Source organism: Streptomyces crystallinus (assembly GCF_039521265.1).
Classification (GTDB): Bacteria; Actinomycetota; Actinomycetes; order Streptomycetales; family Streptomycetaceae; genus Streptomyces; species Streptomyces crystallinus.
Map to the genome: position 1 here is coordinate 173675 of NZ_BAAACA010000038.1, position 25632 is coordinate 199306.

Consider the following 25632-nt stretch of genomic DNA (forward strand, 5'->3'; position numbering starts at 1 on the left):
CTGCCCGCACCTGTGAGGGATCACGGAAATTGCCGTACCGCAGGACCCTCACGTCCTACGTCGCCCTCCGTTCACTCTGTCCTGCCCAGGAGGGCGTATGTCAGGCTCAGGCTCCGTCTCCGGATCCGTCTCCGGCTCCCGTATTCCGCGACGGCTCATGGCGCTGGCCATCAGCGCCGGGCTCGCCGTGACCGCCGGGCCGCTCGTCGCGCCCGTGGCCGTGGCCGCACCCGTGACGGCCGCGGCGCAGGCCACGCGCCCTGTGGTCAGGATCGCTCCTGGTGCACAGATCCTCAGCGCGGGCACGACCGGTTTCCTCTCCGCGGACGCCGACGGCACCCTGCGGTGGACCCGGTACGCCGACGGCGTCGCCACGGAGCTCGGCAAGGACGAGGACCGCCGCCCGACCGTGCACGGCACGGCCTCCGACACCGTCGTGACGGGGGACAACCCGCGGTATCTCCCCGGGTCGGGCAAGATCACCCTGCGGAACATGGCGACCGGCGCGTCGGCCGTCTTCGACCTCGCCGCGCACGACTACAAGTACGTCGGCACGGCCGGCGACACATCCGTCGCCACGAAGCGGACCGGGGACACCTACGAGGTCCATCTCCTGGCCCAGGCGGACGGTGTGATGACCGACCGGGTCGTCACCGGCCTGCCCGCCGGGCTCGAGGACATCTCTGTGGCGGCGGGGACGCGGGGGGCGGTGCTGCTCGGCTTCAAGCATGGCTCCTTCGACCCCTTCACCAACCACCGCGTGGTGGACCTGGCGTCGGCGAAGACCGTCGAGTCCGGGTCGGCCCACATCAGCGGCGACTACGCGAGCACAGCCCTCTCCCCGACCCATGTGGCCACGCTCGGCATCCTCGTGAGCGGCGGGCGGTACGAGAGTGACCTGAGCACCGCACGCCACGACGGCAGCGACAGCTGGTCCAGTGGGATGCCGGACGTGGGTCACTCCCCCCTGGTGGGGCTGGCCGGTGACTGGGTCCTGTACGGCAGTGCGCGGACGGTGGACAAGGACCTGCTCGACAACGCCTGGAAGACGGCCTTCAAGGCCATGCCGCTCGGCGGTGGCACCGCGCGCAAGGTACTCGACCACGCCACCTCCCTCACCCCCGCGCCCGACGGTTCGGTCATGGTGATGGGCGGCACCGTCGAGCACGGCGAGGGTTTGTACCGCGTCTCGGCCGGGGCTGACGGCGCGCCGGCCGCCGAACTGGTGGCGCCCACTGGGGAGCCGACCAAGATCACCGTTCTCACCAGTGAGGTCCCGGCGGTGCTGGACCGCACCCCGTGGCGGGCGCGCTGGCGGCTGTCCCGTCTCAACGTCGAGGTGAGCGTGACGGTGCGCCACACCGCTTCCGGCCGCGAGTACGTGTCCAACCCCCAGCACGTCTACACGGAACGCGGCGGCGCGGGCTGGGTCGACTTCACGTGGGACGGCCTGTTCCACCCGTACGACGGAACGGTCGCCGCGCCTAACGGCGCCTACACCTGGCGCCTCGTCGCCAAGCCCCTGAACGGCCTCGGCCCCGACCTCGACGTCAACGGCGGCTTCACCCTCGCGCGCCCGGCCGCCGCCCACGACTACAGCGACAACGGTTCCCCCGACGTCCTGGTACGTGACTCGGCCGGCTGGCTGTTCCGCGAGGACACCTACCACGACCCCGCCGAGTCGAAGCTCGACGCCCCTGCCCGCGACCTGATCGGCTCCGGCTGGAACACCTACGACAAGCTCGTCTCCGTGGGCAACGTCGCCGGCGCCCCGAACGCGGACCTCGTGGCCCGCGACAAGAGCGGTGTGCTCTGGCTGTACCTGGGCAAGGGCGACGGCAACTTCACCGCCCGTACGCGTATCGGCGGCGGCTGGAACGCGTACAACGAGATCACCGCCGGCTCCGACCTGACCGGCGACGGCCTCGGCGACCTCCTGGCCCGCGACGCCTCCGGCACGCTGTGGCTGTACAAGGGCACCGGCAACCGCCAGGCCCCCTTCGCCGGGCGGGTCAAGCTCGGCGGCGGCTGGAACGCGTACAACCAGATCACCGCGGTGGGCGACATCGCCGGCGCCAAGGCCGGGGACCTGGTGGCCCGCGACAAGAGTGGTGTGCTCTGGCTGTACCTGGGCAAGGGCGACGGCAACTTCACCGCCCGCACCCGTATCGGCGGCGGCTGGAACACCTACCGCCGGCTCATCGGCATCGGCGACGCCGACAACGACGGCAAGGCCGACGTCCTCGCCTACGACCAGCAGGGCAAGCCGTACGTCTACCACGGCACCGGCGAGCGCCAGGACCCGCTGGCGGGAAGGGAAGCGACGGCGCTGGCCGACCTCTGGTCGGGGGAGACGGTGAGCTGACGCCCGGGGCGCGTGCGGCCGACCGGGGCTCGCTGGAGCCCTCGACCGAGCAGCACAAGCAGTCCCGCAAGAACAAGCCGCAGGCCAAGGCCCCGGGCTCCCGTGGGAAAGGCGGCGCCAGGGCTTCGGCTGCCTGGGCAGCGGGTTGAGACCGCGCACGGGGGCCCGGCCCGGGCGGCGCGTGCTCCAGGGCCCCGCGCATCCGCGCCACAGCACTACCCCATGTCAGTCAAAGTCCTTTCCCCGGGCGGCCGTTGACCCGGTTCCGGCTGACAGTGCGACGACGGCCCCCGTACGATGTTCAGTCCTGTTGGCGACCGTTAGCGGAGACACGTGATGGCCCGTACCGCCCTCGGCCCCGCTGGACCCGGCCACGCCTTATCGGCGGGGGCGTCACGGCGCCCGCCGCATTCACCCGCGACCCCACGGCCGCCCGTGCCACTGCCCGCGAACCCATCGCCCGCAGCGCCACCGTCCGCAGCGCCACCGCCTCCCCGCCCGCCCCACCACCCCAACCACACCTCAGTGGCCTGGCCCGCTCTCGTACGGCAGCTCAGGGACCCCGTCATCGACGCTTTCTCGGCGCACTGCCGAGAGCTCGTCGCAGCCGATGCCAGGTTATGCGGAATAAGCGCACGCGACTTCGACATCCAGCTCCGACTGCACGCACCGCTGCTGTTCCGCTCGGACCCGGTATGGCCCTATGAAGCACTTTACGAGGAACTGCGACCCCGCCTGATCGCTCGTTGCAGTCGACTGTCGAGCTACATCAAGGACGCGGACCTGCTTGCCCACAGCTCACTGCTGCTGGGCGGCGGCGAGGCGCACCGGGATTTCACCGTTCGGCGGCCGGACGGGTCCTCCGTCGGAGTGAATTTCGATCTGGTCTCGCCCAGTCATGGACACGTATACCAATCGAAGCTCCACTACATGCTCAGTGCCCGGGCGGACACCCTGGTGGAGTTCGGATGCTACTTGCAGGGAGCATCCCATCCTGTCACCTACCTCGCCTTCTCCGTATGCGACCGGCCCGGCGTCGTACAGGCGCTCCAGCAGCAGGGAATTCCGGCCGAGCGCGGCAACTTGCTCATCCTCACCCGTGCTCTAGGCTTGTCGGGAGCGGTCCGGAACCTCATGAGTTTCACCATCGGGCAGGCCGTGAGGTCCTTACGGGCCATGGGGTGCAGGTTCATCGTGACGGCCTTCAACCCGCTTCTCGGATTCACCGGATCGGCGCTCCACGCCACCAACTTCACCCCGTTTGCGACCGCGCCGGTAGCGTACTGCTATGACACGTTCGGGAGTTATGTGACGCGGCGCCAGTCATTGTCCGGCAAATGCGCGGACCGTAAAGTCGGGAACTACCGGAACCTCTTGGTGGTGCTCGGCACGGACAGTACAGCGAGAAAAGAAATCCGGACAGTGAATACCCTGCACCATGTGGCGGAGCCCGCGGACGGCGCATCCGCAGACGAAATTCCAGCGCTCGACCCCGAGGAACTCCGCGAGTACCGCGCATGCCTGGAAGCGGTCTGGTCGCTCAGCACCGCCCACCCCAGCTACGCCCGGGAACCCCTGTCGTCGAAGGGGCAGTGCGGGGTCAGCTCGGTGTGGCTGGCCTGCCAACTGCGGCTGCGCGCGATCGACGCGACCTACTGCTACGGAAGGCTCAGCTTCGACGACCCGTCGATCTCGTCCGTGGACCACCACTGCTGGATCGAGATCGGGCGGCCCACCGACGCCAACCGCCAGGTCATCGACCTGACCTGCGACCAGGCCGACGGATTCGAGGAGAAGGTGATCTACCGCAGGCACGGCGAACTCGCCCGTGCGGGCATCCACTACGAGCCCGTGACGCGCCTGTCGGTCGACGACCTGCCCGACGACCGCGTCTGGCCGCGCTACATGCGCCTCGAAGAGTCCATGCGCGCCAAATGGGGTATGCGCACCCTGTGCGAGGCGGCGGTCTGAGCGTCCGCGCGACGACGCTCAGCCTCAGACGCTCAGCCTCAGGGGGGACGTGAGCAGCATTCAGGAAGAGCGCCCGCAGGTTCTGCTGCTGTCCTCGAACCTGCGGCGCCGATATGCCGAGGACATCCTCACCGCCCTGGCCCTGCCCCGGGGCGCCACCATCCAGTTCCGTTACGAGGCCCAGTACGTCGCCGGCCCGCTGCAACAGAAGGTGGCCAACGGGGAGATCCTGCAACAGCGCGCGCTCATTGGCTTCATAGCCGACGCCACGACACCGGCCGACTGCTTCCTGCTGCCCGTCAGGGTCGCCGAGGTCGTGGCCGCGGAGTGCGTGGCGGAGGTCTTCCTCTTCAAGCTGCGGGTGACCGACCATGTGGACCTCGACGACTACTCCCTCTCCCGCGCGGAGATCAACACCGAGAGCCGCAAGGCCATCGACAAGATCGTCGAAGGCAACGGCGGCACCTACTACCCGGCCGTCCTGAAGTTCCCGGCCTTCCCGATCCGTACGAACGGGGACCCGGCGCAGCTGTGGATCAGCGTGGCACGGCGCCTGGCGCTGCACCCCACGTTCGAGAACTCGTACTTCATGCGGGTCGACCAGCCCGTCCACCTGGCCGGCCCCACGGCGTTCCCCTTCGAACCCCAGGGCCGCCTGAGCCTCGGCGACCTGAAGCCCGCCCGCCTGCCGGTCAGCTTCTACTCCCAGCGCTACACCGAGACACCGAAGATCACCCTGACCTGCACCACCGACGGCCGCTTCCTGCGCGTGTCCTCGGACCACTCCCACGACGTGGCCCTGCGCTACGACTCCACGGAGTTCTGGCTCCAGCCGGAGGCCTCGTCGTTCGACGCCCTCACCCACGTCACGATCCGGCTGGGCCCGGAGGAGGCCACAACCACCCCGGTCGCCGCCGTACGCTTCCCCGTCATCATCAAGCACTCACGTATACGCCTGCTCGCCCGCGTGGCCATCAGCACGCTGGGCGCGTTCCTCGTCGCCACGCCAGCGATCCTGGGCCCGCACTCCCCACTCGCCGTACGCATCCTCCTGGCGGTGATCGGGTCGGCGTTTCTGAGTACGGCGACGATTGTGATGGGGCGGGCTCGGAGTTGAGGCGGCGGCGGACCGGCCAAGGCCCGGGGCGGGGGGGGGGACACCTTTCCGAGCCGGTGTGGCTGCGACGGCGCTGATGAGCGTCCACCTCCTCAGACCCCGGCCTGTGCCTCCTCGCCGACAACGGTGCCGAGGGGACGGCCCGTCACCACGTGCAGGGAGAACGACAGGTCGCGCACGCCGCTGAGCGAGGTGAGATCGCGGGCCAGGTGCCCTTCGAGTGTTCTCAGGTGGGAGCGCACGGTCACATGCGAGACCCCCAACGCCCGGGCGGCGGGCTCGACATGGAGGTTGCAGGCCAGCCAGGCCGTCGCGGTCGTGATCAGCCGGCGCCGGTCGGCCCGGGCCGCACCCAGCAGGGTGCGGCCCCAGGCCCGGACCTCGGGCGCGCACAGGAGGCGTTCCAGACTCGGCGCAGGCGCGGCGTCGCCCACCGCGGCCGGCGGATCCGGCAGGGCTCCGCGCTGCGTGGCGATCTCCAGCGCGAGGGTGACGGCCACCTTGTTCGACACCTGGGACAGGTCCGCGGACAGCAGTTCCCCGGCCTTGGTGACGCGTCGGGCCAGGGTGTTGCGGTGCAGCGCGAGCCGTCGGGCGGCCACCGTGCAGGGGTGGGCGAGGGCGGTGGGCAGGGTGTCACGCAACGTCGGCCAGTGGGCTCGGTCGTGCAGGAGCGGGCGCAGCAGGTGCAGCGCCCAGGCGTGGGCTTCGTTCTGCGGCAGGAGGCTGACGAGGTCGGCGTGCTGGACGGACAGGGCCACCGAGTCCGGCCGGTGCCGGGCACAGCGCAGGGCTGTCAGGGCCTCCCGCAGGGCGTCACCGAGCTTGCCGAGCGGGTAGGCGCCGCTGCCTCCCATACGGGTGTTCGGTCCCAGCGCGCCGACGAGCCGGGTGAGTTCCCGGACCAGGCGGTCGTCCGGGGCGGGGCCGGGCCGGACGGGCTGGACCACCAGCAGCCTGCTCTCGCTGTACGGGTCCGCCGCCACGAGCGCACGCCGGTCCACCACGCTCTCGCACTGGTCCACCGCGTCCTGCCGGTGTCCCCGCGCGGTCTCGACCACGTAGATCCGGGCGGCGTCGGAGTCGTCGGAGTCGAGGAGACCGGGGACGAGCGCGGCGAGTACCCGGCGGGCCTTGTCCACTTCCGCTGCGAGGAGGAGTTCGACGGCGGCGGCGAGCGCTGCGCGTGCGGCGTCGTTCCTCGCGCGGAACTCGTGGCCGGCCTGGTCGACCAGGCCGACCGCCTTGGCGGTATGGCGCACCAGGCGCATGTCGCTCTCGCCCAGTGCGGTGGGGCGGCCCACCGCGAGGACGGCGTTGCCGGCCACGGTGGGGGCGAGCGGAACGAGCTGGACGTGGAGGTCACCGGGCGCGGGCACCCCCTGGCCGCCGATGGACTGCCGGATGACGGCCCACGACAGGTGCTGGACCGCGGTGTCCGATGAGGCGGCGAGGGCTCTGGGCGGTCTGCTGACCAGCACCTGCGCGTCGAGGGTTTGGGCGAGCCAGTCCACCATGCGCTGCATCGCCCGTGGGTCGGCGAGCCGGGAGGGCAGCTGGGCGACGAGTGCGTTCAGCCGGGCGGCCGATTCCTCGGACGCCGCCAGGCGGCACTGCTGGAGGTGGGACCGGGCGTGCTGCCAGCGTTGCGCGGACGCCGTCGTGACCAGCAGCGCGATCCCCGTCTCGTCGGCCACGTCGCGCAGCGTCTGCGGAAACGGCTGCGGTGCGGGAGAGGTGGTCTGGACGGCCAGCGCCCGGCATCCGTCCTGCGCCATGCCGCGCAGCAGCGACTCCATCGCGCAGGCGGTGCGCCCGCGCAGCTTCGACGATGTCGCTCCGGTGAGCAGGACCAGGGCTCCGCTCGGCAGCGCTCCCGGCCCCCCTTGCCGCGTCAGTCTCTCCATGGGCACGGTCGCCAGTTCGGCGATCTCGGTGTCCAGGTGTGCGGCGGACCACTGCGGCCAGACGAGGCGCAGTTCCAGGTCATCGCGGTCAACGGCCAATGCGCCGAGCGTAGTCATGGGTGTCTCCTCGCGGGCCCGATGCGGCGGGCCGGCTCCGGCCCGGAACGGTCGGCGTTCCGGGCACCTGTGCGGCCGCGGCCCGGGTTCGCGTGCCGGTTGTTCGTGCCGGTTGTTCGTGCCGGTTGTGCGCTGGGCGAGCAGCGGACCCTGTCCCCGGTGGGCTGCCCAAGGGGTGGTGGGCTACGTGCAGCCCGCGCGCCCTCACTCGTACGTCCGCCGCCGCGCCGCCGGCCCGGCCCGGCCTGGTGTGCGGGGCCGGTTCGCCCACCGCGCGAGCGCACCCGGCGGCCGTGTGGCGCACGGTCGGCCGGCCGCCCCGGGGACGTGTGGCGGACGGCGTCGCGAGGGGCCCCAACCCCCGTGCTGCCGCAGCAGGTTAGCCATCCTCAGGGGTTGCACGCAGCGTGTGCAAGGCACAGGGTGTGCAGTGTCAGCAGGTTGTGCAAAGTGCCGCCGGGAGGGGTTCGTGTCCCGCGAGAGGTCTGGTTCGACCGTCGCACACCGTGTTCTGGCCAACCGGCTCAAAACACTGCGCGAGGGAGCGGGGTTGTCGCGGTCACAGGCGGCCGACGCGCTGGGGGCCCACCAGGCGACGGTCCGCCGCATCGAGTCGGCCACGACCTCGCTGGACGAGGGGCAGGTGCAGACCCTCCTGAGGGCCTACGGCACGGCGCCCGCCGAGATCGACGAGTTCCTCAAGGACCTGGCCACCGCCAACCTGCCGGGCTGGTGGCACCCCTGGCGGGCCGTCATGGAGCCCTGGCAGCAGGCCCTCATGGGTGTCGAGTCCGCTGCCGGCCTCATCCGGATCTGGGAGCCCGCCGTCGTACCGACCCTGCTGCGCACGCCCGCCTACGCCCGCGCGGTCGACGACATCCGCCGCTCCCACCTCCCCCGACAGGACCGCGAGGCCCGCACAGAGCTGACAAGGGAGCGCCAGCGCCGTCTGCGTCAGGCACACACCCGGATCTGGGCGCTGATGTCCGCCGCGGCGCTGCTCACCCCCGTCGGAGGGCCCAGGGTCATGGCCGAGCAGCGCCGGGCGCTGGCGGCCGCCGTCCGGCGCGGCGACGTCACGCTGCAGATCCACCCCCTCGACGGCCCGCTGCATGTGCTGGCCGGGCAGCCCGCGCTGATGCTGTACCGGGTCGATGTGCCCGAGATACCCGATCATGTGGTGCGCGATGGCGGACTGCCCGGAACCGCCGAAATCTCCAATGAGGCAGCCACTGTGACGTCGTACCACATGCTGTTCGACCACGCGTGTCTCGTCGCACCGCACCCCGACACCTCGATGGAGCTGCTGACATGACAGAGCCCACTCCCAAGGCCACCACGATCGACACGTCCGTCGCGCACAGCGCACGGGTGTGGAACTACTGGCTCGGCGGAAAGGACTTCTACCCCGCCGACCAGGCCGCGGGCGACGCCTACAGCGCCACGTACCCGAACATCGTGCCGTTCGCCGCGGAGTCGCGCGCGTTCCTGCGCCGCACCCTCACCTACCTGACCGAGGAAGCGGGGTTACGGCAGTTCATCGACCTCGGGGCCGGACTGCCGACCGAGAACAACACCCACGAGGTGGCTCAGCGGATCGCCCCCGACAGCCGGGTGGTCTACGTCGATCACGACCCCGTGGTGCTGCTGCATGTGCACGCGCTGCTGACCAGCACCGACGAGGGGGCCACCGACTACGTCCAGACCGACATGCGCGACACCGACGCCGTGCTGGCCGGCGCCGCCAAGACCCTCGACATGACGCGGCCCGTCGCCCTGGTCATCAACGACGTCCTGGGCCACATCGAGGACTGGCAGGAGGCGCTCGGCCTGGTGCGCCGCCTGGTGGACCGCCTGCCCTCCGGCAGCTACCTCGCGCTCAGCCACTCCACCGCCGCCGCCGACGCACTGCACAGCCAGGTCCAGGAGGCGTACAACACCAGTGGCGCCATCCCCTACATCCTGCGCGAACCCTCCGTCTCTGTGCAGCTGTTCGAGGGTACGGAGCTGGTCGAGCCCGGCTTCACCAGCTGGCCCCGCTGGCGCCCGGACACTAATACGGGAACCCTCACCGACCGTGCCGGCTGGGGCGGGGTGGCCCGGATCCGGTGACCACCGGCGCCGGGGCAACCGCGCCCACCACGCCAGGACGGGCGACCGCGTACCAGGTGGTGCGGCGGCTCCAGCGAGCAGCCGCACACTCCGAAGCCCGTCTGATCGCCGAGGCCGCCACCCTCGCGGGCGGCTGGGCCGTCCTCGTGGACCGCGGCGGCCGCGCCGTCCAGGCCCACCCGGTTGAGGCCGCCTCACGCGGGGTCCGGGCCGCGGCACACCCCCTCGCCCACCGGCACCTGGCCGTCCGCAAGACCGTCGACGCCACCCTGGTGATCGCTCCCGGCCCCGCGGCGTCGCCCACACGGACCGGGCTGATCCAGTCGGCCACCATCGACCTGCTGCGCGTGCGCGGGGTCGCCCGGCACGCGGAGGAGCTGCACCGCCAGGAGCAGCGCCAGCACCGGGCGGTGCTGGCGCTGCTCCTGGCGGGCCAGGCCCGGCTCGCCGTCGGCGTCCTGGGCTGTGACGCCCTCAGCCACGCGACGGTCTACCGGCTCTCGGGCGAGGCCGCCGAAGCCGCTTACGGGGATCTGTGGCACCGGGTGCGTCCGCCCGGGCCCGCAGCCTCGCCCCGCACGCTGGTGGGCCTGCAAGGCATGGATCTCACCGTCGTCGCCCTGCACGGCGCCGAGGGCGACCTCCACCGACGCCGGGACCTGCTCGCCCGGTTGGCACAGCGGTACCGGCTGACCGGCGGAGCCTCCGAGCCCGTGCTGCTGGACATGGCCGCCACCGCCTGGCTCGAAGCCTCGACGGCCCGCAGCGGCGCGAGGGCAGGCCACCTCGCCCCCACCGCGGGCCTGGGCGATCAGGGACTTCTGCACGTCATCCCGTCCGGCCGGCTCGCGTCCTGGTCGGCGGCCGTGCTGCGGCCGCTCTCCGGCGAGCAGCGCAAGGCGCTGGAGGCCTGTCTGCGGTCGGGCTCGGCCGCTGCCGCCGCCTCGGCCCTGACCGTCTCGGAGGGCACGGTACGACAGCGCCTGCGCACGGCCGGGTCCGCGCTCGGTGTCGACCTCGACGACCCCTCAGCGCAGGCACTGCTGCTGCTGGCCGTCCGCGCCCCGACCGCGCAGACAGGTCCTGTGCCCGCCCGGCGGCTGCGGGTGCGGCCCGGCGTGCCCGGCGAACTACTCAGCGCCGAGCGCGCCCACCGCTGGGCGTCCGCTCTCCTGAAGCCCCTGGACCGGCCGTTGCGCATCGCGCTGCGCTGCTGGCTGCTCCACCGCGCCCGCACCGCCCCGGCGGCCGCCGAGCTGAACCTGAGCCGCAGCACTCTGACGCAGTGGCTGGCCCGGTGCGGCCGCGCACTGCAACTGGACCTGGCGTCGGCGGCGGTACGGGCCGAACTGCATCTGGCCGTGGAGACCGTGGCGGGCGACGACGACGTCCCCGAGGCGTTGCCCCGGCGGGGCGGGCGCACCTACGGAGCCCGGCGCCCCGGCTGACCCCGGGAGGCGGACGGCAGCCTCCCCTCGTCCAGGGGGGCAGCGGCAGGGACGCTGTCTGACGCCCCTGCACCAGGGGCGTCAGGCGGCGGCCGCCGCGCCGCCCAGAGGTGGGGTGCCGCTCCGTGTCCGGCCGGGCGGCCGAGTCTCGTACGCGCCCGGAAGGAGGGGAAGGAGGGGAAGGAGGGGGTGTGGCACTTCCCCCGCGCCCGTACCCGCCCCCGAACTCACGTCCGCGTACGCCTGCGTCTGCGCCTGCGCTCGTGAAGTGACGTACAGGGCGAACTGCAGGTCACGGATGCCGGACAACGAGGTCAGGTCCCGGGCCACGTGCCCTTCGAGGGCGCGAAGGTGTGCGCGCACGGTCACCTCCGACACGCCCAGCGCCCGGGCGGTGGGCTCGACATGCGTGCCGCAGGCGAGCCACGCCGTGGCGGTGGCGAGCAGGTTCCGGCGGTCGGCACGCGCGGTGCGCACCACGGAGTGCCCCCACGCTTCCATCTCAGGGGAGGTGAGCAGGGACGCGAGCGTGGGCGCGCACGCGTCGTCGGGCACCGGGCGCGGCGGGACGCGGTGGGTCACGATGTCCAGTGCCAACCCCACCGCGATGCGCTGGTGGACCTGCGTCAGGTCGCTGCCCAGCAGCTCCGCGGCGCGGGCGACGCGCCGGGTCACGGTGTTGCGGTGCACACCAAGGAGCCGGGCGGCGACCGCGTACGGGTGGGCCAGCGCCACCTGGAGGATCTCGCGGACCTGCTCCCACTGCTCGGCAGGCGCCATGAGCGGCCGCAGGAGGTGGCGGGCCCACTCCTGCGCGGCCTGCTGGGGAAGCAGGCCCAACAGTTCGGTGCCCTGCGTGCTGAGTACGGCGAGACCGCGCTGGTGCTCGGCGAACCGCTGCGCCGCGAGGGCCTCGTGCAGAGCGTCGGCGAGCAGCGGCAGGGAGTAGATACCGCTTCCCCCCAGCAGCGCCCCGGGCCCCAGGGCGCCACGGATACCGCCCAGCTCACGGGCCATGGCTTCCGGCGGCTCCACCCCCGCGCCCACCGGGGCGATGACGAACGTGCGCCGGGCACTGCGCGGATCCGCGACCACCAGGGCCCGCCCCCGCGTCGCCCGCTCACAGCGGCTCACCGCGTCCTCGCGCACGGCCGAGGGAGTGTCCAGCACGAAGACCTGCGCGGTGTCCGGGTCCAGGAGCCCAGGGGAGAGCGTGTCCATGACGCGTCGGGCCATGGCGACCTCACCGTCCCACAGGAGCTCCGCCGCCGCCTGGAACGCCGCCCTCGAGCCGGCAGCCGTCCCCGGCTCCTCGCGGCCCGCCTGCACCAGCAGCCCGAGCAACTTCACGGCGTGCTGGAGCAGTTCGGAGGCGGCACCGTCCAGGTCGGTACGCCCCGCCACGGCCAGCACCGCCTCGCTGGTGCCCGTGGGAGCCAGCGGAATCAGCCGGACCCGGGCGCCCGGGGAGACGCCGGGAGCCAGGCCGTTGACCGACTGGGCGATCACGTCGTACGCCAGGTGTTCCGCGGCAGCGGAGGGGGAGGCGGCAAGGGGCCCCCGGGGGCCGCTGACCAGGACCTGCACATCCAGGGCCCTGGCGAGCCAGTCCGTGATGCGCTGCATGGCCGAGGGATCGCCGAGCCGGGCGGGCAGCTGCTGGACGAGCGCGTGCAACGCGGCCGCGCGCTCGTCCGAGTACGCCAACCGCCGGGCCAGGACCGCCTGGTGCAGCAGATTCCAGCGCGCCGCAGTCGCCGCCGAGAACAGCAACGGGACGCCGACCCGGTCGGACAGATCACGCAGCCGCTGCGGCAGCGGCCGGTCCATGGCGGAAGCCATCGGCAGGACGAGGCCGGCGCACCCGTCCCGGGCGAGATCCTCGAGCACGGCGCCGACCAGAGCGCCCTGCCGGCCACGCGGGCGTGCCGGTGTGAGGCCCGTGAGCAGAACCAGGGACCCGGCCGGGACACCGGCAGCGGGATACGGGGCCGGCGGCGGCCCCAGAGCGAGCGACGTGGCCCCGGTGACCGGCCGCCCGAGGTAGCGGGCCGGGCTCGGGGGCCACGCGAACGTGAGCCGCAGGTCGCCTTCCTCGGCGCACAGCGATCCCAGGGTCGGGAGGCCCGCTTCGTGTGTGGTTCCTTCACGCCTCGCGAGGGCGGCGGGCCTGGGCGGAACGGAAGCCTCGGTCATGCGCGGGGGCCAGTGCCCGCACGCACCATCGAGGACCGTGAGACGGCCTCCTCACCGGCGCACAGCTCCCCGTGCACGGCATCTAACGCAACGTCGGTCCAACGAGCCCCACGAGCACCCATGTCACTTCCCCCAAGACACTTCTTCTACGGACCGGTCGGCTGCCTGCCGACAGGGCGGTCGGTGAGTCATCAGGCTTGCTCATCTGATATCCCTGATCAACTCACTTGTGGGCCCGGATGTGGACAATGCCGGAACCGGACACCGGGCGACCACCACCCCCCCCCGAGCCGGTTCGCCACCGGTCGGAGGAACGGAAGGGATGCGTTCCGCGCTTGGGTGTGGCTGTGTCAGTTGGTCAGCCTCCGTAGATCGTTCCTGTAGCCATTTCGCTGGGCGGCGGCTCGTGGGCTCCGGCTGCCGGTCGTTCGGCGTGCTCGCTGATATACCGACCGGCGTGCTGGGCCCGGCCCGGTGGAGACCCCATACGAGCGGCGGCGGCGACGGCAGAGCAGGGATACCGCCGAGCAGGGATTTCGGGTCAGAACCTCTCGACTTCCTTGCCGTCCGGCGTCTTGTAGCACCCCGACACGACGGTCAGGCTCAGCTTCGGCGGGTCGTTCTTCTTCAGCTGGACGATGCTGACGCTGTACTTCTTCTCCATGTGGTCAGCGGTGAGATTGAGGTTCTTCTCCTGGCTCGTGTCGGGCTCGTACCGGACGACTTTCCAGCCGTGCCTGGGCAGCTCGGACTTGAGCCGCTCCATCGCCTCGTCGAGCTGGCCCGGCGAGGCCGGGTAGAAGCTCCACGGGTGGAAGACCTGGAAGTACGTGTCCGGGTCCCGGCCCTGGCACTCCGTGACGCCGGAACGGCCGTCGGATGCCTTGCCCTTGACTCCGATCAGGTCGTAGAGCCCGCTCGATACCTTCTCCACCGCGTCGGCGGCGTCACGCGAGGTGCTGGTACCCACCAGAGGGATCTCGTTCGAGTCGGCGGAATCATTCATGCTGCATCCTGTGAGGGTCACGAGGGTGGTGAGGGCGAGGGACACGAGGAGCGCCGGAGCGCCCGGCTTGATGGTCAAATCGGAGAGCCTCAATCATCGGTCGGACCGGGTAGGAGGGGACTGCCGGCGGGCGCTGTCACTGCTGCGTCACACGCTTACTCCTACCTCATGTGCTCCCAGTGCCGCGGCGGCGGTTTCAGGGTCACCCGGTCTCCGTGCCCTGCCACGACCTGACTCTGGTTCCACAGGCTCTCGGACCCCCACTTCCAGTATTCGCTGTGGCCGGAGACGTTCTTGCCGGTGGTCATCTGTTTGGCCCCGAACTCCTCGTCGCTGGGGATCCGCCACGGACCGTCCCAGTCGGTGCCGCCGTGCCCGAAGCGGCCGATGTCCGGTACGGGGTCCCCGGGAGCCTCTTGGTTCCACACGTGCCCCTTGGGCACGTCCAGCTTCTCCGCCTTGGACACCTGGACACCGGGACTACCCGCGGTGATGATGTCGTCCGCGTTGAGGGTGCCCTGCCGGGCCGCCGATCCGATGAGGGTCGTACCGTACGAGTGGCCGATCGCCGTGCGGTGGGGCTCGCCGGGAGCGCTGTAGGACGCGTCGAGCCCGTCCATGAACCTGTTGTAGGCCGGAGCTCCGTCATTGGCGTAGTGGCTGGAGGGTGAGTCCTTGACGAGGCTCTGCGGGGGGTCGTAGCCGAGCCAGGTGATGGTCGAGACCGGCTTGCCGTCCGCCGCGTCGGTGGCGGTGCGCCAGATGTTCTCCATGCGGCCGATGTCCCCGCCGATGCTCCCCAGGTTCGACGTCGTGCCCGGCACGTAGACGGCCTGGTGTACGGCCGTGTCCGGGTTTCCGTTGGCGACGATCGCGCGGCCGTTGCCCTCCGCGCTGAAGCCGAGGAGATACGCCTCGGGCAGGTTGTTCTGTCCGGTGGCGTCGAAGCGCTTCTGGATGCTCTCCATTCCCTTGAGCGACGACTCCAGATGCCGGTACCGGTCTCCGTACTTCTTGTTCCACTCCATCCACTCATCGGTGTGCACTTTGGAGGGGAACATCCCGGCGGTGATCCATGTCCACTCGTTGGCGGGTGGTTTGGGGATGCCGTTGAGTTCGGTCTGGTACTGGCCGCGTCGTTCGTCGAGGATCATGCGGTTGGCTTCGTCGCGGACGGTGGCGGGCAGGCCGTCGAGGCCGCCGAGGGTGTCGGGGTGCAGGGCGATCCAGGCGGCCTGCTGGTCGGGGTCGAGCTTCTTCCACCAGTCGGCGTTGGCCTTGGGGCTGGCGTCCTTGGGGGGCTGGGGGAGGGAGTCGAGGTAGTGCTTTCCGGCTGTCTGGACGCCTTCGGTGTCCTTGGCGACGTCCGCCCAGTCCCCGTCGGAGACGACCAGGTCGTCGTCCGCCTTGAGTTTGCGCAGTTGCGGTGCCCACTTGTGGTCCGCGTCGGTGGCTTCCTTGAGGGCCTCGGCGATGCGGTTCGCTATGTCCTGGGCGATGGCGTAGTTGGGGTTCGGATCCAGTTTGCGTGCCTGTTGCTGGACTCCGTCCGCTACTTCAGTGAGGGAACTGCTGCCCTTCGCCGAGCCGGGCCCGGGCGGGTCTCCGCCGGGGTTCTGCCCCGCCGCCGGATAGCTGACCGCCCCGTCCGCGCCCACCGTGAACTTGTGCTCCGCCGCCTCCGACAGCGCCCGCGTCAGCTTGTCCTGAGCGGGGCGCATGTCGGCCGCGAAGGCTTTCAGGGCGGTGGCGACGAGACCGCATTCGACCTGTACGTAGTGGAAGTCCTTGGCCACTTCGCGCAGCTGGCCCACAGCCGCCTTGGCCGTCTCCCCCTCGAGCTCGGCCTTGAGTATCTGGACGGTGATCCGCTGTTCGAGGGCGTCCTTGGCGCTGCTGGCCATGTCGCTGGAGGAGCGGTATCCGCTCGCGGCTTCCTCGAACTCGTGCAGCTTGAGCGTCTTGAGGGTCTCGATGTCCATGGCTCAGGTCACTTTCCCTCGCCGCCGACGGCCGGGGTCCAGGCGGCCCTGCTGGGCTGCACGTCGCCTTTGCCGCCGCCGTTGCCGCCGTTGCCGTCGTCGGCACCCGCCAGCCGCATCCCGCCCTGGCCCGCGGGCCCGCTCTTGAGCTGAGCCCACTCCTGCACGAACGAACTCACCCGTTCCCCCCTCAGACCCACCAGTCTCGTACGTCCCCTGGCCTCATGGCCGCCGCCAGGCTATAAGGACAGAACGAGGGCCTCATGAGTATCCGTACCCAGATGCGGGTCTCGGTGGTTCGGGGCGGTGCAGCGGGTGCGCTATTGTAGATCTTGAGCTTGTGGCCGCGAATGAGCGGTCGCGGGCCCGGCGTTGGTGGTCCAAGGAAAGGCGCCCCACTTCCTGTGGGGAGATGCAGGTGCAAGGCCTGCCCAGCGCTCAACGAACAAGGGCCCCGGCCTCCGTGATGGAGACCGGGGCCCTTGCCTGTACGCGCCATACGCATCCCTATGGATGCGGGACCAGAGAAGTACCGTGGGTCGCCGCGCCGATGACGCGGTGCCACAAGACAGGGATACGTAGCCGGCGGCGCCGTCCCTGATGTGCTGCCCGGAGTCAGTGGCCAAAGCGTGGGGCCAGGGTGCGGGACGGGTGCCGACCGGGCGTCGTCAGCCTCGGAGCCGAGAGGCGGCGGTGTCGACCCGGGTCCGCTTCAGACGTCATGGCGAGGGCGAGGCGCAGGCGCGTATATGCCCTGCACGCCGTCGCAGAAACTCGCCAATTCAGGTGCTTGTAGGGGCGGTGTGAGGGCATGCGGTGGTTAGGAGGTTGATAACAATGGTTCCCCTGCTTCTGGTACTTCTGCTTGCTCTGGTCCTCTTCGGTGCGGGTTTCGCGCTGAAGGCACTGTGGTGGATCGCAGTGATCGTGCTGGCTGTCTGGCTGCTGGGCTTTGTCGTCCGGGCCGCGGACAGCAGCGGCCGTCGGGGCCGCTGGTACCGCTGGTAGGCGGGCTCTCCTCCGTGTGAGGGCGCGGTGAATGACGCGGGTTGACGTGGGGCCCGGCCGGGGACGGCCGGGCCCCACGTCATGCGCGCCTCGTAATCACCGCTGGTGGCGCGGCCAGCGACGGTGAGACAGCCAGATAGGGAGTCGGTCTCGATCTCGCGGCCGCTGTAGCCGCGGTCGGTCAGCCCCGCACGGACTGTCGCGATGATCTCGTCCATGGGGGGGGGGCTCGGTGGTGGCGACGTCGAGGTCCTGGGAAAGGCGGTCGACCAGGCCGCGGGCCGGACGGCATAGGCGCGGCGCCCGTGATCAAAGGGCGTATTCCGCGCCCGCTTGCGGCCCCGAACTGCGCGGCACGATCGACTGACAAACACCCTCGGCAACGAGACCGCCAGCGCCCCGACCCCGGAGACCACTCGCACCAGCGAGAGGCGCAGCGACTTCTCCCAACTCACGGCACTCACCACGGGCGGCAAGACCTGCACAGGCCAGCACGCCTCCACCATCAGAGCGAACGCATCCACACGGGCGACGCCGGCCTCCACAACGGCCCCTGGGGCCTGTCCGGCACCAGCACGGCCGGCGTGGACACGGGATTCAATCGCGAACCGCAGGGCACTCTCAACTCCACGGCGACCGGGGCTAGTTCGCGCGCCACCGACGACACGGTACAAACGCCCTGACCTCCTTTCAGGGAAAGCAATGAAGAAGGTAGGAGAAGCAGGGGGCCTACTGGCTTACGCCGAGTTCGCAGGGCAGATCGCAAACGGGGATTAGGGGCCGGCGCCGTTCCTTGTGCCGCTGGGGGCGTGGTGGTCGCCGAGGCGGCAGAGTCGGCCTACAGGTCCGCCACCAGCTAAGGCAACAGCACTGCCAGCCCGTGACCAACCAGGAGATCTCATGAAACCGACCGGAGAACAGACCACCCTGGCCTATAAAGGTTTGGACGGGGTGCCCATGTGGATACTGGTGGGCATCGTCATAGTTCTCTTTGTGGGGTTTGCAGTCAGTAAGCGAAAAGGAAGGTAGCCGGGCCTGCGGGTAGGCAGGACCATGGAGCCGTAGCGTCAACGGCAGCGTGTAGTGCGGAACACGGTGGGCCAGAAACAAGGCCGAGAGCGCCACTCCGAACATCCGGGGCGCCGCCTGAAGCATGTTGCAGAAGGCCTTGCCCAGGCAGGTGGCCAGGGGGGCTTCACTTCCTCGGCACCGTCACGGCAGCCACCCTTGTCATCTGGCTCCGCACCTGACCGCGTGTCATGGCATCAAGCCAACGAGGCACCCGGATACCTCGACCCGCAGGACGCACCGGGCAGCGCCCCGCGTGACCAACCCAAGGCGTGGCCGAAAGTCGCAGGCCCGGCGCAAGCCGGAGGGTCACCGGAGTATGAGTATGATCATGCACCCAAACCATCCTGAACAGCCCCGCCGGTCGCCCGCCCTCTACCGCACCATGGGCATCGCAGCCGGAGTCCTCGGAATCGCCCTGGTGGCCGTGACCACCTGGGGCCTGCTCCCCGGCATAGGGGACAACACGCTCCTGAGGCACGGGCCGCAACTGGCCGGTATCGCCCTGATCGCCCAGGGCGCCTACTGGACCGCCAAGTCACGCACTCCCGAGGACGGGGCCTGACCACTCCGTGGGGCCGTGACCTGCCCCATGAACGGCGGGGCCGACTGCATCTGACCACACGTCGGCGGTGTTGCGTGTGCCCCTCCCGGAGCAATGGACCAAGGTCAGCGGGTACTACGGACTGAGCCGAGCATCGGCTCGGCGGAGGCGAACGTGGTACTGGAGCGGGTGTTGGAGGGGGCATACTCGGGGGCCGGGGACTCTTCCCGAGATGGAGCTCCTGGCCCGCAGACTTCAGGCGGGCGGGGGTCGGGGCGGTGGCTGTGCGTCCTCTGAGCGTCTGAGCCGCCCGCCAGGCTGGGTGTCCCACGCTCGCCGGGGGACCTCGCCGGGTCGTCGCTCACCTGCCAGTACAGCAACACCGGCCGGACGACCGAGGGTGTCCAGCTCGCCCGTGCCGCCCTCGGCAGTGCCACTTCTCAAGGGCGTGATCGCCCTCGTGGCGTCCACCACCGGAAGCTGTGGCCTTGCCCCGGTACCGACACCAGCAGCTGCTGGCCGCCACGGGATCCGTGCCGGGCAGCAGCTGCTGACTCCTGATATCTCGAACGGGGCGTCGGGGTGCCCGGTGGCGAAGTAGATCCAGAGCCTGCCGTCACAGTCACGGGCCAGCAGGCTGCCGCCGTGGTTGTGCCCGGACAGGTCTCCGGGGCTGGCGAGGGCGGTGTAGGTGTTTCAGCCGCCGCCGACGCGGGTGCGGGAGGCGAAGGGCGCGCTCGGGTTGCCGGTCCCCTTGTACAGCCAGAGCGTGCCGGCCCGGTCGCGGGCGAGGAGGTCCGCCCGGCCGTCCCCGGTCACATCGCCCGCGCCGAACAGGGTGTCGTAGACCTGCCAGCCGCCACCGACCCGGCTGCGGGACAGGAACGGGGCGTTGCCGTCGCCGCTGCCCCGGTAGTACCCGGGGAGCCCTGCCATGGGAGCACGTTCGACACCTCCTCGTGCCAGCAGGCGTGGCGCTGGTCCCTCGACTTCGTCGTGGACCCCAACCAGAACGTCACGACGTACACGTACAAGACCGAGCCCAACTACTACGCGCGCGGCACCTCCAACACCCTCACGTCCTACATCCGCGCCGGCTACCTGACCACCATCTCCTACGGCCAGCGCGTCCCGGACGCGGTCGCCGGGAACAAGGCCGCCGCCCAGATCGTCTTCAACACGTCCGAGCGCTGCGTCTCCGACTCGACGTTCAAGTGTCCCGACACCCCGCCCACCGCGGCCACCGCCAGCCACTGGCCCGATGTGCCGTTCGACCAGAACTGCGGCTCGACCGGAACCTGTGCGAACCACGCACCCTCGTTCTGGACCACCAGGCGGCTCGCGGGCATCACCACCCAGGTGCTGGTCGGCACCACCTACGCCCCGGCGGACACCTACGACCTCACCCATCAGTTCCCGGCCACCGCCGACACCAACAAGCCGGGACTGTGGCTCGCCTCCCTCACGCACACGGGCAACGACGGCGGCGCGCTCAAGCTGCCCCCCGTCACCTTCTACGGGACACGGCTGGCCAACCGGGTCGACACGACCACCGACAACATCCCGCCGATCTACCGCTACCGCGTCCGGGCGATCGTCACTGAGGCCGGCGCCCAGATCAACGTCACGTACAGGTCGGCGGAGTGCGTCAAGGGCACCCATATGCCCGCCTCGCCCGACAGCAACACGATGGCCTGCTACCCCGTGTACTGGGTACCGCAGGGCGCGAGCGACCCGACCCTGGACTGGTTCCACAAGTACCTGGTCGAACAGGTCACCGAGGTCGACAACTCGACGCTCGGCGCCGCCGCCAAGTCCACCTCGTACGAGTACCTGGGCGGCGCGGCCTGGCACCACGACGACGAAGAACTGATGGACACCAAGAACCGCAGCTGGGGCCAGTTCCGCGGCTACGCCGAGGTCGTCACCCACACCGGCACCGCCCCCCAGGTACTGACGCAGAGCTCCTCCCTCTACCTGCGCGGCATGAACGGGGACCTGAAGGCCGACGGCTCCCACAAGTCGGTCACCGTGACGGACTCCGCGGGCGTCTCGGTGACCGACGACGATCAGCTGGCCGGTGTCGTCCGTGAGAGCCGGGCCTACGACACGTCCGGCGGATCCGTACAGGAAGCTACGTTCCGTACCCCCTGGGAGGGCCGCGTCACCGCCACGCACAAGCGGACCGGTCTGCCCGACCTGACCGCCCGGCTCGGTGGCACCGCCAAGGTCCAGACGAGTGCGCTGCGCGCCGACAAGACCTGGCGCACCGCGGAGACCGACACCTCGTACGACACGGACGGACGGGTCGTCGCGGTCGACGACAAGGGCGACGGCACCGCGGCCACGCCAGAAGTCTGCACGAAGACCAGCTACGCGCAGAACACGAACGCCTGGGCCAACATGATGGCCTTCCCGTCCGAGGTCATCAAGATCGCCGGAGGCTGTGACAGCACGCCGAACGCGGACAACACCCTCGCGGACAACCGCAGCATGTACGACAACAAGCCGTTCGGCTTCGTCCTGGGCACCGGCGACGCCACGTCCACCCAGGTCCTCGACCACTACGACAGTTCCGGCACGGCCCAGTTCAAGACGATCGGGACCACCACCTACGACAGCTACGGCCGTGCGACGAGCGTGACCGACGCGCTCGGCGCCACCACGTCCACCTCCTACAGCCCGGCGACCGGCGTGCTGCCGACCTCCGCCACCAGCACCCAGCCGGTCGTGGCCCCGGCCACGACCGGCTGGAAGAGCACCACGACGTACGACCCGTTGCGTGCGGCCCCGCTGACCACGACCGACGCCAACGGCCGCGTCACCGACGTGGCGTACGACCCGCTCGGCAGGCTCGCGGCCGTCTGGCTGCCCGGCCGGCCCAAGGCCGGCAAGAGCGCCAACAAACGCTTCACCTACGCGCTCAACAAGGGCACCCCGAGCGTCGTCACCAGCGAGACGCTCCGCGAGGACAACTCCTACACGATCGACTACAAGCTGTACGACGGCCTGCTGCGGCTGCGCCAGGAGCAGCAGAGCAGCGCCGACGGCGGCACCGGCAGGCTGGTGTCGGACACCTTCTACGACACCCACGGCTGGACGGTGAAGTCCAACGCCCCCTACTACAACACCACCAACCCGGCCCCGTCGCTGTTCGTGGTCAACGACGACCAGGTGCCGTCCCAGACCGGCACGTTCTACGACGGCATGGGCCGCCCTGTGGCGCAGACCCTCTCCAGTCTCGCCGTGGAGCAGTGGCGCAGCAGCACCGCGTACCCCGGCGTCGACCGGGTCGACGTCACCCCGCCACCCGGCGCCTCGGCGACCAGCACCCTCACCGACGCGCGCGGCCGCACGGTCGAGCTCCGCCAGTACCACGGCGGCACGCCCACCGGCCCGTCCGACGTCACGCGCTACCACTACGACGCGTCCGGCAACCAGGACCAGGTGACCGACAGCGCGGGCAACAAGTGGAGCACCGCCTACGACCAGCGCGGCCGTAAGTCCTCCTCCACGGACCCGGACACCGGCACGACCACCTACGGGTACGACGACCTCGACCGGCTCACCTCGGTCACGGACGCCCGCCACAAGACACTCGCGTTCACCTACGACGAACTGGGCCGCAAGACGGCCGAGTACGCGGGATCGACGGCCGGCACCAAGCTGGCCTCGTGGACGTACGACACCCTGGCCAAGGGACAGCCGACGTCGTCGACCCGCTACAGCAACGGCAACGCGTACACCAACGCGGTCACCGGCTACGACGTGGCGTACCGGCCCACGGGCAGCACGGTCACGATCCCCGCGGCCGAGGGCAAACTCGCGGGCACCTACACGACCACCGCCGCCTACACCCCCAACACCGGCCTGCTCGACACCGCCACCATGCCGGCCGCGGGAGGCCTGGCCGCCGAGTCCGTCTACTACTCGTACAACCTCGCCGGCAAACCGATGCTGGTGGGCGGGGCGGCCGACTACATCAGCGGCATGTGGTACACGCCGTACGGCCAGGTCCAGCGCAGCCTGCTGGGCGACGTACCCAAGCAGGTCTCGCAGACCAACAGCTACGACCCCGCCACCGGCCGGGTGCTGAAGTCGACACTCGACAAGGAGAACGGCACCACGCCGGTCGACATCACCAGCTACACCTACACCGCGTCCGGCGCGGTCACCTCGGCCTCGGACGCCCAGGACACCGGCCAGACCGACACGCAGTGCTTCAGCTACGACTACCTCAACCGGCTCACCGAGGCGTGGACCGACAAGGGCGGCACCACGACGGAGCCCGCGCCGAAGGTCTCCGGCATTGGCGGCTGCGCCAACACCACGCCGAGCGCGGCCAACCTGGGCGGCCCGAACCCGTACTGGGAGTCGTACGGGTACGACCTGACCGGCAACCGCACGAGCGAGGTCGACCACGACGTCACCGGTGACACGACGAAGGACGTCACCCACACGCAGGCCTACCCGGCGGTCGGCCAGCCGCACCCGCACGCCGTCCAGTCGATGACGGCCAGCAGCCCGGCCAAGGGCACCAGCACCGAGACCTTCGCCTACGACGAGACGGGCAACACCACCGCCCACACCACGGGCGCGGGCACGCAGAACTTCACCTGGACCGACGAGGGCAAGCTCGACACGGTCACCAAGACCCAGACGGAAAAGGGCACGGACTTCGTCTACGACGCGGACGGCAACCAACTGCTGCGCCACGACCCGAAGACGTCGACGCTGTACCTGCCGGGGACGGAGGTGGTGCTCAACAAGGACGCGGACACGACGAGCGCCACCCGCTACTACGGCGTGCCGGGCTCCCTCACACTGGCCCGCACGAGCGACGGCCGCCTCACGTACCTGGCCTCCGACCCGCACGGTACGGACAACGTCGCGGTGGACTCCGCGACGCTCACGGTCCAGCGCCGCCCGACGACCCCGTTCGGCCAGAACCGGGGCGATGCGACACCCACCACCTGGCCCGGCGACAAGGGCTTCGTGGGCGGAACAGTGGACACGGAAACGGGCCTGACCAACCTCGGCGCCCGCGAGTACGACCCGAACCTCGGCCGATTCCTGTCGGTGGACCCGGTCTTCGACGCGGCCGACCCACAGGCCCTCAACGGCTACGCGTACGCGGACAACTCCCCGCTGAACAACGCGGACCCCACCGGCCAGACGATCTGCGACTTCAACCCGGAGAAGTGCAACCGGGACTCCACACCGGAGACGAAGAACGAGGACGCGTACGCCACGTACACCGCCAAGACCGGCGTCGTGTACGACTACCACCCCGCACCGCCCAAGAAGCCCAAGCACCACCACTGGTGGCAGAAGGTCTGGGACAAGATCGAGACGGTCGCCGTGGTCGTCGTGATCACCGTGGTGGTCGTGGCAGTGGTCGCGGCCTGCGTCACCCCGGCGGGCGTCGCCTGCGCCGGAGTCATGATGGCAGCGGCCACCGGCGCCGCCGAAGGCGCCACATTCGGGGCGACAGCGGCAGCGGTCGGCGACACCCTCCAGGCCACGGACCCCCTGACGAATACGACCAAGCCGCAGAAGGTCACCCACGTGGAGGTGACCCTGACGGACAAGGACTTCACGGACACGACGGTCCGCACGGCAGAGGGCGACAAGGTCGTCACCTCTACCCAGCACCATCCGTACTGGGACGCGACGCGGAAGCAGTGGGTCGACGCGGTCGCCCTCAAGCCCGGCGAAAAGCTCCGCGAACCCGACGGCACACTGCTCACGGTCGTCAAACTCCGCAACTACCGGCGAGCGGTGACGACGTACAACCTTACTGTCGAGCGCGTCCATACGTACTATGTGCTGGCGGGGGCTACGCCAGTCCTCGTACACAACTGCGACCTTGCGGACTACGCCGATAGCCTGCGCCCCGGCTACAACAAAGTTGACGGCCCCTTCTATGCGGCGAAATATACGTCCCCGTCAGGGCAGACGTACTTTGGTCACTCGGGTCACGATCTGACGCCAGCCCCCGGTGGCGAGGTGGATTCCTTTGTTCGGCAGTTCACGCCGGAGGGTGGTGGTCGTTACCATGCGGGATGCGCCGAGACAATGTGTCTGATCCAGGCCGAGGCGGCCGAGGGTGCAGTTGGCGTGCGAGGGGGATCGTTCGAAGTGGTGAAGGTAAGGGGTTTGAATTCGCCGCCCGGTGGCGCGCATGGCACCCCCGCCAGTCCTTGCCTAACGGTTTGCCAGCCTAGGCTGCGGAATCAGGGAATCAGCTTCGATGGGAATTGACGTGAGTAGGGAACATCTCCGGGTCAATCGATTCGGCTTCGCCGAATACGACGACATGGTCGAACTCTCTCGTGGAGTGGACGCCTCTGAACTGACAGAACTCTTGAGTTCAATCGTGGAGCTGGTTCTCTCGGAAGAATCTGATTTGCTCGATGCGCTAACGGACGAAGCTCAAGCGGATTTTGTGGTTCCTCTGGGAATGTGCGCCAGGATGCTGTCGAGTGGCGAGTACTCGGCGATGGAGTTGGTCTCTGCAGCCTGCACTGTGAGGTACTGCGCCGAATCGCACATCTCTGAGTTTCCGGGCCCCCTGGCACAGAAGCTGTCTCAGCTGCCTCGCTGAGATATGGACAGCAAACTAGAAGCCCCGTCAGGTGAGACTACTTGCTGGACCACCCCGAGGTGAGGGACGGACTGGGAATGGGGGGTCTGTTTCAGTTCCATTGCTGCAGGTAGAAACCGTTAAGTTTCCTCGTGGGTGGCTTGTGCGATGGCCGACTGATCTCACTCGCAGGGGCTTCGCGTGT

General features: G+C 70.0%; 16 protein-coding genes. 10 read left to right on the plus strand and 6 right to left on the minus strand.

Features of this window, described 5'->3' with window-relative positions; genetic code table 11:
• Nucleotides 1–97: 97 nt before the first annotated feature.
• The 3 genes from ABD236_RS26945 to ABD236_RS26955 all read left to right on the plus strand — a co-directional run bounded on the left by ABD236_RS26945 (nucleotide 98) and on the right by ABD236_RS26955 (nucleotide 5453).
• Nucleotides 98–2365: an FG-GAP-like repeat-containing protein gene (locus ABD236_RS26945; protein WP_344077836.1), complete on the plus strand. Its 2268-nt coding sequence runs from the start codon at nucleotides 98–100 to the stop codon at nucleotides 2363–2365.
• Between the two features lie 525 nt (nucleotides 2366–2890).
• Entirely contained in the window at nucleotides 2891–4336 is a 1446-nt protein-coding gene (locus ABD236_RS26950; protein ID WP_344077838.1) for a hypothetical protein, read from the plus strand.
• Between the two features lie 49 nt (nucleotides 4337–4385).
• Nucleotides 4386–5453: a hypothetical protein gene (locus ABD236_RS26955; protein ID WP_344077840.1), complete on the plus strand. Its 1068-nt coding sequence runs from the start codon at nucleotides 4386–4388 to the stop codon at nucleotides 5451–5453.
• Nucleotides 5454–5545: 92 nt separating this feature from the next.
• On the opposite strand, the gene ABD236_RS26960 is transcribed toward ABD236_RS26955, so the two are convergent.
• The gene (locus ABD236_RS26960; protein WP_344077843.1) at nucleotides 5546–7477 is read right to left on the minus strand and encodes a helix-turn-helix domain-containing protein; all 1932 of its coding nucleotides are present in this window, start codon (nucleotides 7475–7477) and stop codon (nucleotides 5546–5548) included.
• 469 nt (nucleotides 7478–7946) lie between these two features.
• Between ABD236_RS26960 and ABD236_RS26965 the strand changes: the two genes are divergently transcribed.
• Genes ABD236_RS26965 through ABD236_RS26975 form a run of 3 tightly spaced genes read left to right on the plus strand, consistent with a single transcriptional unit; the run spans nucleotide 7947 to nucleotide 11037 of the window.
• On the plus strand, nucleotides 7947–8792 hold the full coding sequence (locus tag ABD236_RS26965; protein WP_344077845.1) for a helix-turn-helix domain-containing protein: 846 nt from the start codon (nucleotides 7947–7949) through the stop codon (nucleotides 8790–8792).
• On the plus strand, nucleotides 8789–9589 hold the full coding sequence (locus ABD236_RS26970) for an SAM-dependent methyltransferase (RefSeq protein ID WP_344077847.1): 801 nt from the start codon (nucleotides 8789–8791) through the stop codon (nucleotides 9587–9589). Before ABD236_RS26965 ends, ABD236_RS26970 begins: the two co-directional genes overlap by 4 nt.
• On the plus strand, nucleotides 9586–11037 hold the full coding sequence (locus ABD236_RS26975; RefSeq protein WP_344077849.1) for a helix-turn-helix domain-containing protein: 1452 nt from the start codon (nucleotides 9586–9588) through the stop codon (nucleotides 11035–11037). Before ABD236_RS26970 ends, ABD236_RS26975 begins: the two co-directional genes overlap by 4 nt.
• Nucleotides 11038–11118: 81 nt before the next feature.
• Here the strand turns inward: ABD236_RS26975 and ABD236_RS26980 are convergent, their stop codons facing one another.
• From ABD236_RS26980 to ABD236_RS26995, 4 genes are all read right to left on the minus strand, one after another.
• Complete coding sequence (locus tag ABD236_RS26980; RefSeq protein WP_344077851.1) at nucleotides 11119–12927, minus strand: helix-turn-helix domain-containing protein; 1809 nt, start codon at nucleotides 12925–12927, stop codon at nucleotides 11119–11121.
• An 847-nt stretch (nucleotides 12928–13774) separates the two neighbouring features.
• Nucleotides 13775–14239: a hypothetical protein gene (locus tag ABD236_RS26985; protein ID WP_344077853.1), complete on the minus strand. Its 465-nt coding sequence runs from the start codon at nucleotides 14237–14239 to the stop codon at nucleotides 13775–13777.
• Nucleotides 14240–14400: 161 nt separating this feature from the next.
• The gene (locus tag ABD236_RS26990; RefSeq protein ID WP_344077855.1) at nucleotides 14401–16221 is read right to left on the minus strand and encodes an alpha/beta hydrolase; all 1821 of its coding nucleotides are present in this window, start codon (nucleotides 16219–16221) and stop codon (nucleotides 14401–14403) included.
• A gap of 8 nt (nucleotides 16222–16229) precedes the next feature.
• Nucleotides 16230–16400, minus strand: a complete 171-nt coding sequence (locus ABD236_RS26995; protein WP_344077857.1) for a hypothetical protein — start codon at nucleotides 16398–16400, stop codon at nucleotides 16230–16232.
• A gap of 658 nt (nucleotides 16401–17058) precedes the next feature.
• Between ABD236_RS26995 and ABD236_RS27000 the strand changes: the two genes are divergently transcribed.
• Both ABD236_RS27000 and ABD236_RS27005 read left to right on the plus strand, forming a co-directional pair.
• Nucleotides 17059–17229, plus strand: coding sequence for a hydrophobic protein (locus tag ABD236_RS27000; protein ID WP_344077859.1), 171 nt, complete (start codon nucleotides 17059–17061; stop codon nucleotides 17227–17229).
• A 1393-nt stretch (nucleotides 17230–18622) separates the two neighbouring features.
• On the plus strand, nucleotides 18623–18862 hold the full coding sequence (locus ABD236_RS27005; RefSeq protein WP_344077861.1) for a hypothetical protein: 240 nt from the start codon (nucleotides 18623–18625) through the stop codon (nucleotides 18860–18862).
• A gap of 675 nt (nucleotides 18863–19537) precedes the next feature.
• Here the strand turns inward: ABD236_RS27005 and ABD236_RS27010 are convergent.
• Entirely contained in the window at nucleotides 19538–19777 is a 240-nt protein-coding gene (locus ABD236_RS27010; RefSeq protein ID WP_344077864.1) for a hypothetical protein, read from the minus strand.
• A 60-nt stretch (nucleotides 19778–19837) separates the two neighbouring features.
• Here ABD236_RS27010 and ABD236_RS27015 point away from each other — a divergent pair, with 60 nt between their 5' ends.
• Nucleotides 19838–25105 (plus strand): RHS repeat-associated core domain-containing protein, encoded by a 5268-nt coding sequence (locus tag ABD236_RS27015; RefSeq protein ID WP_344077866.1) that lies wholly within the window; start codon nucleotides 19838–19840, stop codon nucleotides 25103–25105.
• Complete coding sequence (locus ABD236_RS27020) at nucleotides 25095–25448, plus strand: hypothetical protein (protein WP_344077868.1); 354 nt, start codon at nucleotides 25095–25097, stop codon at nucleotides 25446–25448. The genes ABD236_RS27015 and ABD236_RS27020 overlap by 11 nt, the downstream gene beginning before the upstream one ends.
• Nucleotides 25449–25632 lie beyond the last annotated feature (184 nt).

Bases quoted from the DNA above. Each gene is read 5' to 3' on its own strand.
- ABD236_RS26945 (WP_344077836.1), top strand. From the start codon at position 98: ATGTCAGGCTCAGGCTCCGTCTCCGGATCCGTCTCCGGCTCCCGTATT.
- ABD236_RS26960 (WP_344077843.1), bottom strand. From the start codon at position 7,477: ATGACTACGCTCGGCGCATTGGCCGTTGACCGCGATGACCTGGAACTG.
- ABD236_RS26970 (WP_344077847.1), top strand. From the start codon at position 8,789: ATGACAGAGCCCACTCCCAAGGCCACCACGATCGACACGTCCGTCGCG.
- ABD236_RS26985 (WP_344077853.1), bottom strand. From the start codon at position 14,239: ATGAATGATTCCGCCGACTCGAACGAGATCCCTCTGGTGGGTACCAGC.
- ABD236_RS26990 (WP_344077855.1), bottom strand. From the start codon at position 16,221: ATGGACATCGAGACCCTCAAGACGCTCAAGCTGCACGAGTTCGAGGAA.
- ABD236_RS27000 (WP_344077859.1), top strand. From the start codon at position 17,059: ATGGTTCCCCTGCTTCTGGTACTTCTGCTTGCTCTGGTCCTCTTCGGT.
- ABD236_RS27005 (WP_344077861.1), top strand. From the start codon at position 18,623: ATGATCATGCACCCAAACCATCCTGAACAGCCCCGCCGGTCGCCCGCC.
- ABD236_RS27010 (WP_344077864.1), bottom strand. From the start codon at position 19,777: ATGGCAGGGCTCCCCGGGTACTACCGGGGCAGCGGCGACGGCAACGCC.
- ABD236_RS27020 (WP_344077868.1), top strand. From the start codon at position 25,095: ATGGGAATTGACGTGAGTAGGGAACATCTCCGGGTCAATCGATTCGGC.